Source organism: Acidilobus sp. (assembly GCF_049973875.1).
GTDB lineage: Archaea > Thermoproteota > Thermoprotei_A > Sulfolobales > Acidilobaceae > Acidilobus.
Map to the genome: position 1 here is coordinate 1 of NZ_JBMFJI010000031.1, position 9,861 is coordinate 9,861.

General features: G+C 61.6%; 5 protein-coding genes and 2 pseudogenes. 3 read left to right on the top strand and 4 right to left on the bottom strand.

The features are described 5' to 3' along the window. Positions 1–1,441 (top strand): annotated as a pseudogene (locus tag ACP5H1_RS07430) (protease related protein); the annotation flags it as partial. Here the strand turns inward: ACP5H1_RS07430 and ACP5H1_RS07435 are convergent. From ACP5H1_RS07435 to ACP5H1_RS07445, 3 genes are all read right to left on the bottom strand, one after another. Continuing rightward, the gene (locus ACP5H1_RS07435; protein WP_427973611.1) at positions 1,425–2,366 is read right to left on the bottom strand and encodes a hypothetical protein; all 942 of its coding nucleotides are present in this window, start codon (positions 2,364–2,366) and stop codon (positions 1,425–1,427) included. The pseudogene ACP5H1_RS07430 and the gene ACP5H1_RS07435 sit on opposite strands and share 17 nt — an antisense overlap. A gap of 66 nt (positions 2,367–2,432) precedes the next feature. Further along, positions 2,433–5,351 carry a pyruvate, phosphate dikinase gene (ppdK, locus tag ACP5H1_RS07440; protein ID WP_427973613.1) on the bottom strand — a complete coding sequence of 973 codons (2,919 nt, stop codon included), beginning with the start codon at positions 5,349–5,351 and terminating at the stop codon, positions 2,433–2,435. 94 nt (positions 5,352–5,445) lie between these two features. After that, the gene (locus ACP5H1_RS07445) at positions 5,446–5,727 is read right to left on the bottom strand and encodes a MoaD/ThiS family protein (RefSeq protein WP_427973615.1); all 282 of its coding nucleotides are present in this window, start codon (positions 5,725–5,727) and stop codon (positions 5,446–5,448) included. A 235-nt stretch (positions 5,728–5,962) separates the two neighbouring features. On the opposite strand from ACP5H1_RS07445, the pseudogene ACP5H1_RS07450 reads away from it, so the two are divergent. Together ACP5H1_RS07450 and ACP5H1_RS07455 are read left to right on the top strand one after the other, a co-directional pair. Further along, a pseudogene (locus ACP5H1_RS07450) lies at positions 5,963–7,456 on the top strand (APC family permease). A gap of 49 nt (positions 7,457–7,505) precedes the next feature. Further along, positions 7,506–9,005, top strand: a complete 1,500-nt coding sequence (locus tag ACP5H1_RS07455; RefSeq protein WP_427973618.1) for a carboxypeptidase M32 — start codon at positions 7,506–7,508, stop codon at positions 9,003–9,005. Positions 9,006–9,051: 46 nt separating this feature from the next. Here ACP5H1_RS07455 and ACP5H1_RS07460 read toward each other — a convergent pair. Then, on the bottom strand, positions 9,052–9,861 hold an 810-nt coding region (locus tag ACP5H1_RS07460; RefSeq protein ID WP_427973621.1), incomplete at its 5' end, for an aldehyde dehydrogenase family protein.

A 9,861-nucleotide genomic window follows, 5' to 3' on the forward strand; every position in this document is an offset into this window, starting at 1 on the left:
CGCTGAAGTTTACTCGCAGCCCGTAACGCTGGGGACCTCGAGCATAAACTTCACGGCCCCGCCGGGCTACTACATAATCAAGCTGTCAGGCCAGGCCTACGGCCTGACGCCCATATACATGGGCGACCTCATGCAGCTCTTCCTCCTGTTCCCCCAGGTCCTCTCCATGCCAGGCGCCGTGCCCGAGGGGGGCTATGTAATAGTTGAAGGGGTCCCGGTGCCGCCCATAGAGACCACGGCCCTGGTGTCGTCCCAGACCGGGCTTGACCTCTTCGACGCAATACTCTACGGCTCCAACGTAACGGTCAGCCTGGTGAGCCCAGCTGGCGACGACGTGGCCTCCTCGCAGGCGCCCCTGACGGGCTCCGGCCTCTACTATGGCCTCCTCCAGGTGCCCAGGCAGGCCCAGCCAGGCCTCTACTGGGTGCTGCTCAACGCCTCCTACAACTCCACCACGCTGGGCGGCCTTGTGGAGGGCTACGGGGTTGACATGATATACGTGGGGCAGCCCCTGAGCGCTGAGGTGGCCGCGCTGCCGCCCATAGTTGAGGGCGGCGGGAGGGTCACCATAGAGGCCAGGATAACGTACCAGAACGGGACCCCGGTCAGGTACGGCCTCTTCTCGGCCACCATAGTGCCGGCCAGCCTAAGGCAGCTCTACGAGAACGCGAGCCAGCAGGTGGAGGTGCCCCTTTACTACAACTCGACCCTTGGCCTCTGGGTGGGCCAGGCGTACCTTCCCGGGCCGAGCTCCATAGGCAACGTGAGCCCCTTCGAGGTTGGCAAGGGGGAGGAGTGGTACATAGTGGTCACCGGGGTCAGCCCCTTCGGCAACGTGCTGACGTACTCGCAGGCCTCAGTAATAGAGGGCAGGGTGGCCTACTACGCCAACGAGGCCCTGACGTTCCCCTTCGAGACAAGCGGCGCCATGTTTAACAACGTCACCGTGGAGGGCTACAGGGGCAACATAACATGGAGCTACTTCGAGGGCGAGAACTACATACGCAACAGCACCCTCGGCCTTGAGTTTGACGACGTCGAGGGCGAGCTCATAATATATGACAGCGTCGTCACCATGAACTACGTGAGCGCCAACGAGGTGGTCCTCATCAACAGCAGGCTCTACCTCAGGTACTCCAGCGTGGGCAAGCTCGTGCTTGGGCCGGGCTCGAACTACACCTCAAGCTACTCAACCATAGGCTCCGTCGGGGGCCAGTACCAGATAGCCAGGATAACCGGCTGGACCCCGCAGCGCTCCATAGCGACCCCCTCCTCGAGGCCCTACATAGCCCCGGTGCAGCAGGCCCACGCAGCCCAGCCCCAGAGGGGAAGGGCCGCGGCGTCGGCGGGCTACAGGAACCTCGCCGTGGCCGCGTCCCTGGGGGCCGTCCTGCTGGTTGCCGTGCTCCTGCTCATGAGGCGTCCTAGCCGGTCACGTTGAAGTAGAGCTGGTTGAACAGGCCCGAGTAGTAGAAGCTCCCGGTGCTCACATTATAGTAGTAGAGCAGTAGCAGCAGCTTGTACTGCCCCGGCCTCGCGGGGGCCCTCAGTATTATGGGGGCCGTGGCGTTGTGGCCCGAGGGTATGACCATGTACAGGTCGTAGCCGCTTATGGACTCGTTAAGCGACGATGGCCCTGGGGGCAGGGAGGCGTTGAGCACGCCGACCCTGACCTGGTAAAGCATGACGTCGTTCATCTCGTTCTTTATGAGCACGTAGAGCGTCACGGTGGAGTTGGGCAGCAGCTCCTGGGGGTAGTCGCCTATCTCCAGGTCACTGTTGAGGAGCGCTATGACGCTGAAGGGGCCGGGCCTCCAGTAGAGCTGGGCCAGGGTCGCCCCTGACAGGCCTACTGCGAGCACTATGAAGAGCCCAGCCACGTAGAGCGGGAACCTCTCGGGGCCCGCCTCGCTGGGCCTGGCCTCCCTCCTGGGGCCCTCCCTGAGGACCACCTTGTAGTTCCTGTGAGCGTACATCCAGAGCCTCCAGGTGAGCCTCCTGCCGTACCTGACTGAGGCGAAGGCGCCGAGCGAGAGCGCTATAACTGAGGCTATGACGGAGCCCATGAGCCTCCAGAAGCTCGACCTTGCCCTGGCGAGGATCAGCGGGCCCTGAGCCTCGAGGGCCTTAGCCCTTGACGTCAGCGAGCTGCAGGCCGTGCTGTTCGCGTAGGAGGCGTTTACCATGAGCTCGTTGAGCTCACTGTCGTAGCTCAGGTTCGCGAAGAGGTAGCTGTGGTAGGCCCTCTCGGCGTAAACGAAGGCCGCCTCGCCGCCAGATATGGCGGGCCCGCACTCAGCCATGGCCGGCGCTATTGCCATGAGCGCTGCCAGCAGAAGGACTGCTGCTACGGCTGAGGCCCTCAACCTGCATCCCGCCCCGAACAGGAGGAGGGCATGTTATAAAAATGAAGGAGGGGAGTAAGGGGTCGCTCACTCGCCTACGGCTCCCTTGATGCCCAGCTTCTCCTTTATCGCTGCCTGCGCGGCGGCCAGCCTGGCCACGGGCACCCTGAACGGCGAGGCGCTCACGTAGTCGACTCCAGCCCCGTGGAAGAAGTTAATTGACGCCGGGTCGCCGCCGTGCTCGCCGCAGACGCCGACCTCTAGCTTGGGGTTGGCCTCCTTGCCCTCCTTGGTGGCTATCTCCACGAGCCTCCCGACGCCCTTCACGTCGACCGTGTCGAACGGGTCGTTGGCCAGTATGCCCTTCTCTAGGTACTGGTTCATGAACTTGTTCTCAACGTCGTCCCTGCTGAAGCTGAAGGTGGCCTGGGTCAGGTCGTTGGTTCCAAAGCTGAAGAAGTCCACCTCCTTGGCTATCTCGCTGGCCGTCAGGGCGGCCCTCACGGTCTCTATCATGGTGCCTATCTTCACGTTAAGCTTGACGCCGTACTCCTTCTCAACGTCGCTGAGGGCCGGCAGTATGGCGTTGTTCTTGACGAACCTTATCTCGTTCACGTCGGATACCTGCGGCACCATTATCTCAAGCACTGGGTGCTTGCCCTCCTTTATGAGCTCCGCCGCCGCCTCGGCCATTGCCCTGGTCAGGTAGTAGTATATCACAGGGTAGGTGACCCCCACCCTCACTCCCCTGTGGCCCATCATTGGGTTGGCCTCCTGCAGTACCTTGACCCTGTTGTAGAGGTCCTGGAGCTCAGCTATCTTCTGGTCAAGCTCCTTAACCTTGGCGGCGTCGCCGGAGGCCTGGGCCCTCTCCCTCTGCTCCCTGAGGTCGTAGATCTGCGCCAGCAGCTCCTCGCTTGAGGGCAGGAACTCGTGGAGCGGCGGGTCTATGAGCCTTATGACCACGGGCTTGCCGTCCATTATGTCCAGCATCTCCTTGAAGTCAGGCTTTATCATGTCAGCGAGCTCCTTCATGTGGGCCTCCCTCTCCTTGTCGTCAGCTGACAGTATGACCCTCCTCAGGGCCTCCAGCCTCTCCGGCTTCCTGAACATCCTCTCTATCCTCAGCAGCCCTATGCCCTCTGCGCCGAACTTCTTGGCCATCATGGCGTCCTCCGGCACGTCGGCGTTAGCCCTGACGCCCAGCCTCCTCTCCTCGTCAGCCCACCTCAGCAGCTCGTCAAGCCACCCTCCGAGCTCCGGAGTCACGGTCGGCAGCTCGCCGAGGTAGACGGAGCCGCTGTTGCCGTCTATGGTTATCCAGTCGCCCTCCTTCACCGTGACGCCGTTCACAGTGAAAGTCTTGGACTCGTAGTCTATCTTTATGGCCTCTGCGCCGACGACGGCCGGCTTGCCTATGGCCCTGGCCACTATGGCCGCGTGCGACGTCATGCCTCCCCTTGAGGTCAGCACGCCCTGGGCGGCGTAGAAGCCGTGGACGTCGTCCGGCTTGGTCTCAACCCTGACCAGTATGACCTTCTTGCCCTGCTTGGCCCACTCGACGGCGTCGTCAGGGTTGAAGACCACCTGGCCGCTCGCGGCGCCTGGGGACGCCGGCAGCCCCTTGGCTATGGGCGTGGCCTTAACCTTGGGGTCTATGGTCGGGTAGAGCAGCCTCCTAACCTGCTCCGGGTCAACCTTGAGCAGCGCCTCCTCCTTTGTCAGCAGCCCCTCCTTCACCATCTCAACAGCGCTCCTGACCCTGGCCAGCGGGGTCATCTTTGCGGGCCTGTTCTGCAGGAAGTACAGCTTGCCCCTCTCCACCGTGAACTCTATGTCCATGACGTCCTTGTTCACCTGCTCGAGCTTCTTGCCCGCCTCTATGAGCTGGTTGTAGACCTCCGGCATCCTCTTCTTGAGCTCGTCGAGGCCCAGCGGGGTCCTTATGCCTGCCACGACGTCCTCGCCCTGGGCGTTGGGCAGGAACTCGCCGTAGGGCCTGTCCTCGCCGGTGGACTGGTCCCTGGTGAAGTAGACGCCCGTGCCCGAGTCCCAGCCCATGTTGCCGAAGACCATGGTCACTACGTTCACAGCGGTGCAGTCAGCCATGTCAGGGGTTATGTTGTTCGCTATCCTGTAGAATATCGCCCTGGGGTTCATCCAGGACCTGAACACAGCCCTTATGGCAAGCTCTAGCTGCACGTACGGGTCCTGCGGGAACTCGCCCCACATCTTCCTTACTAGGTCCTTGTACTCGCCCACCAGCTCCTTTATGAGCTCCAGCGAGCGGGCCCACAGCCTGGGCGCTATGTCCTTCGGCGGCTGGGCGTCCAGCCTTGGCGTGTACTCAGGGTAGAGCTTCCTTATGGCTTCAAGCTCGTCCTTGTAAGTGGTCTCCGCCTCCCTGGCGAACTGCTCGCTCTTCCTGTCGAAGGCCTCGTTGAACGGCTTCTCGTCCAGGGCCAGCACGATCCTGGCGAACATCTGTATGAACCTCCTGTAGGCGTCGTACGCGAACCACTCGTTGTTTGTAGCCTTTGCCAGGGCCTGGACGCTGTTGTCGTTAAGTCCCAGGTTGAGCACCGTGTCCATCATGCCGGGCATTGACAGCGCCGCGCCCGACCTGACCGAGACAAGGAGTGGTATGCCCTCGGCCGAGCCGAACCTCTTGCCCGTCCTCCTCTCCAGCTCCTGCATGTGCTCCCTGACGTCCTCCATTAGGCCTGCGGGCAGGTCGCACTGGTCTATCAGGGCCCATATCCTCTTTATTATCTCATCCCTAACCGCGGGCGGCGGGTTGCCCTTGAGCTGCCTCTCAAGCTCGTCCATCTCCGCCTTCCTGGAGGAGTAGAACTTGCGGCAGGCCTCTGTGGTTATTATGAACCCCGGTGGCACGGGAAGGCCTATCTGGGTCATCTGGGCTAGCGAGGCGCCCTTGCCGCCGAGGAGCTTCTTGTCCTTCCAATCGGCCTCCTCAAACCACAGGACCAGCCCTGTCCTTGCCAACTTATCCCACTTCCCATGCTGCGCTGTATAAAGCTTCTTATAAAAGCTTAGCTTTCATTTAGTTTAATATAAAGTTCCTGAAAAATAAACGCGGCTAAACTGTACGCCCACGCAGGCCCCCGAGGATCGGGGGCAGGAGCGAGACGAAGTCGCCCTCGGAGAGCCTCAGGCTGCTCACCTCGGAGGGCTTGACGGACCTGCCGTTGACCAGTAGGAGAAGCCTGTTGCCCAGGGCCTCCAGGAGCCTCCTGCCGTGGGCCCTCTCAATATAAGCCAGCAGGTCCGACAGCGTCGAGCCCTCCTGGAGCTCCACGGTCTCCCTGCTGACCCCTGCCATGGAGGCCAGCTCGCCGCCGTACATAACGTTGACCTTCAACCCGCAGCCCCGCTGCCCCCGGGCCCCAAGGGATAAGGGCTTTAGCCAGTACGCTCCTTGTGCACACTATTTTGAAAATACAAAGGTTTTTATGCACAAGTTCCGCGCCCAGCTGCCGGCGAGGGACTCGAGCTTAGCTCAGGGCAAGGAAAAGCCCCGCGCAGCCAGGGCAGTCCCAAGGCTTAGGAGGGGGGTGGTGGGAACCCTTGAGGCCGTAGCCCAGGAGATAGCTGCCATGGCGCCCGCGTGCGACACCGTGGCGTTCATAACGTCCGCGGCGGCGTTCGCCTTCGTCCTGACGCCCCTGGCCTTCCTCCTGGCCACGCTGACAATGTTCATAGAGGTCAACACGCTCTACCACCTCTCGAGGAGGCACGCCAGCGCAGGGGGCTACTACGGCTACGTCGCCACAGCCTTCGGGCCCTTCCCAGCCATAGTGACTGGGCTCATGTACCCGGTCTACCAGGTAGCTAGCACGGCGGCCATACCAGTTTACGTCGCCGGAGTGGTGCTGCCCGGCGTCGTCCACTACTTCTGGGGCGTCAGCCTCCCTGGGTGGAGCCTCCCTGGGTGGATTTGGCTCCCCTTTATAGTGGTCTTCATAATGGTCCCCATAGCGCTGGCCGCGGTTGGCATAAGGCCCTAGATGAAGTTCCTCAGGTACGCTGCCCTTACTGAGGTCAGCTTTCTGGCAATCACCTCCCTCATAATAATACTCAGGGCGCCAGACAACACGTGGAAGGTCTTCGACCCCTTCGCCTGGCAGGCGATATACGGGCCCCACTGGAAGGCCTACGGGGGACCCATGGCCGCCCTGGGGCTGGGCATGATATTTGGGCTCACGAGCTTCATAGGCTACGGGGGCTCCGCCCCGCTGGGCGAGGAGGTGAGGAGGAGCAGGGACATAACCAAGGCACTTGTGCTCGGGGTGCTCATAGTTGGGGTCGTGCTGACAGAGGTGGCCTACGGCCTCACCGTGGGGTGGGGGACCGACAGGCTGACCTCCTTCGCGAGCAGCGCCATACCTGGCATAATAGTTTACACCGAGTACCTGGGCATAGCCGGCGGCCTCGTGCTTGCCCTCTTAGCCTTCAACTCAGCCTTCTCAGACAGCGTCGCCATGCAGTCAAACGCGGGCAGGGTCTACTTCGCCATGGGGAGGGACGGCATACTCCCGAAGTTCTTCTCATACGTGCACCCCAGGTGGGTGACCCCGAGCAAGTCGCTGCTGTTAGTGGGGGTGGCCTCGAGCATTGCTGCCGTGGCGTCAGCCTTCATAGTTGGCTACTACAGCGGCGTCAGCCCGCTGGCCATGCTCACGCTGCCCGCCACCTCGCAGAGTGTAGTCACCGCGCTGGGCAACGCCTTTGACTTCCTCACCACCATAGCCCTCGTGGGCTTCATAACGGCCCACTTCATAAACAACACCGCAGTCATGGTTATGTTCAGGAGGCTCGGGGAGAGGCACTTCGGGCTCAACAAGGTGGTGCACCCGCTCCTCCACTACTTCCTGCCGGCGCTGGCAACAGCCATATTCGCGTTCGTGCTCGTCGAGTCCATATGGCCGCCTCAGTTCCCAGTGACTCAGGCGGTAATTGTGGGCGTCGCGCTGCTGGCGTTCTCCATAGGCTACACCGCGTGGCTCGCGCGCTCCAGGCCTGAGGCCTACAGGAGCGCCGGGGTCGCTGTGAACATAGTGGAGGAGGAGAGGCTGGGGTCCAAGGGGTGAAGGTGCTAACCATTTATATCCCGCACCGCTCCTAGAGCTGGGGTCCGCCTTGCCTAAGTTTGAGAATCCTGTCATAAAGGAGCTTATTGAGAAGTACAGGAGGCTGTGGGCCCTGAACCACGCCATGTCACTCATGGGGTGGGACGAGGAGACCTACATGCCGCCTAAGGGCGTCGAGGAGAGGGCTGTGGCCACCGCCGAGCTTAGGGCCCTGTACCAGGAGCTGCTCCTGAGCGACCAGTTCGTCTCCCTAGTAGAGAGGGCCAAGGCCCAGGAGAACCTCAACGACTACGAGAGGGGGGTCGTCAGGGTAGTCGACAGGGAGCTGAGGATAGCCAGGAAGGTGCCCCCGAGCCTGACCTACGAGATGGCCAAGACCTCGTCCGAGGCCTTCGTGGCCTGGAGCGAGGCCAAGAGGAGGTCCGACTTCAGCGCGTTCAAGCCGTACCTCCAGAAGCTCATAGACCTGAACAGGCAGATGGCGGAGAAGCTGGGCTACGAGGAGGTGCCCTACGACGCCCTGCTTGACCTGTACGAGGAGGGCCTGAGGACCAGGGACGTGAAGGCCGTCTTCGACGTCCTTGGCCCTGGCCTCAGGGGGCTGCTCGACAAGGTCGTCAGTGACGGCTACTACACCGTGCCCAGCCCCCTGGAGGAGGCCAAGTACCAGGAGGAGGCCATGAGGAGGGTCAACCAGAGGGTCCTGGAGCTACTCAAGTTCCCCCAGGACAGGGCGAGGCTTGACGTGAGCCCACACCCGTTCACAACCAACATGGGGATCAACGACGTCAGGATAACCACCAGGTACGAGGGCTTTGACTTCAAGAGGAGCCTGTTCAGCGTGGTTCACGAGTTCGGCCACGCCACCTACGAGCTCCAGGTCGACCCCGAGCTGGCCATGACCCCCATAGGGTCTGGCGTGAGCCTGGGGGTTCACGAGGGCCAGAGCAGGTTCTGGGAGAACGTCATAGGCAGGAGCAGGGCCTTCGCCTCCCTCATAAAGCCCGTGCTTGACCAGGAGCTCGGGCTGACCAAGGGCATAAGCGAGGACGACCTCTACAGGTACTTCGCCACCGTGAGGCCGAGCCTCATAAGGACCGAGGCCGACGAGGTCACTTATAACCTGCACATACTCCTGAGGTTCGAGCTGGAGCAGCCCATGATAAACGGCGAGGTCAAGGTTGACGAGCTGCCCGAGATGTGGAACGACGAGAGCGAGAAGCTGATAGGCGTGAGGCCAAAGAACGACGCCGAGGGCATACTCCAGGACGTGCACTGGGCCCACGGGACCATAGGCTACTTCCCGACGTACACGCTGGGAAACATAGTGGCCTCCATGATGTACTTCGCGTTCAGCTCGCGCGCGGGGGACATATACAGCTACGTCGCTAAGGGCGACTTTGACGCGATAAAGTCGTTCCTGAGGGACCTGGTGCACAGGTACGGGGCCACCTACGCCCCGAAGGAGCTGCTGAGGAGGCAGCTCGGGGAGGAGTACAACGCCCAGAGGCTCCTGGACTACCTGTCGTCAAAGTATCTCAGACACTAAAGAGAAGAGACGAAACAAAGCGAAGTTAAAAGGTCCCTTTTTGGCTTCAGTCGTACCAGGTCCTGGCCTGCTCCCTCATGAACGAGAGCAGGTAGTACGGCCCTCCGGCGTTCCTGCCCGTCCAGCCCGAGCCCTTCCAGCCTCCGAAGGGCTGCACGCCGGGCATCGCGCCGGTGGTGGAGCCCACCACCCTGTTGGCGTAGGTGACGCCGGCCTCTATGTTATCAAAGAAGTACTGGACCTCCTTCTGGTCCTCCGAGAATATTCCGGCCGTCAGGCCGTAGTCCACGTCGTTTGCGTACCTTATCGCCTCTTCCAGGCTGTTCACCTTCATAACTAGCAGTATCGGCACGAAGAGCTCTATCTTCCAGAGGTCGCTGGTGTAAGGCAGGTCCACGACCACGGTGGGCTCCACCAGGTAGCTCTTCTCCTCCTCAATGACGCGGCCCCCTACTAGTATCCTCCCGCCCTCCCTCTTGACCTGCTCTATGAACCTCTTGTACTTCTCCACGGCGGCCTTGTTTATTATTGGCCCGAGGAACGTCTCCCTCCTCCTTGGGTCGCCTATGACGGCCTTCTTGACCCTATCCACGAGCATCTCCACGAACTTGTCGTAAACCGGGGCCTCAACGAAGACCCTGGCGGTGGCAGAGCACTTCTGGGCCCCAAAGCCGAAGGCCCCCCTGAAGACGCCCTCGACCGCCTTGTTAAGGTCTGCCTTGGCCGTCACTATTATGGCGTTCTTGCCTCCCAGCTCCAGCAGGGCCGGCCTCGGCCTTATGTTTATGAACTGCTTCAGCAGCCTCTGGCCCACCTCCTTGGAGCCCGTGAAGGCTAGGCCGTCCAGCTTGTTGTC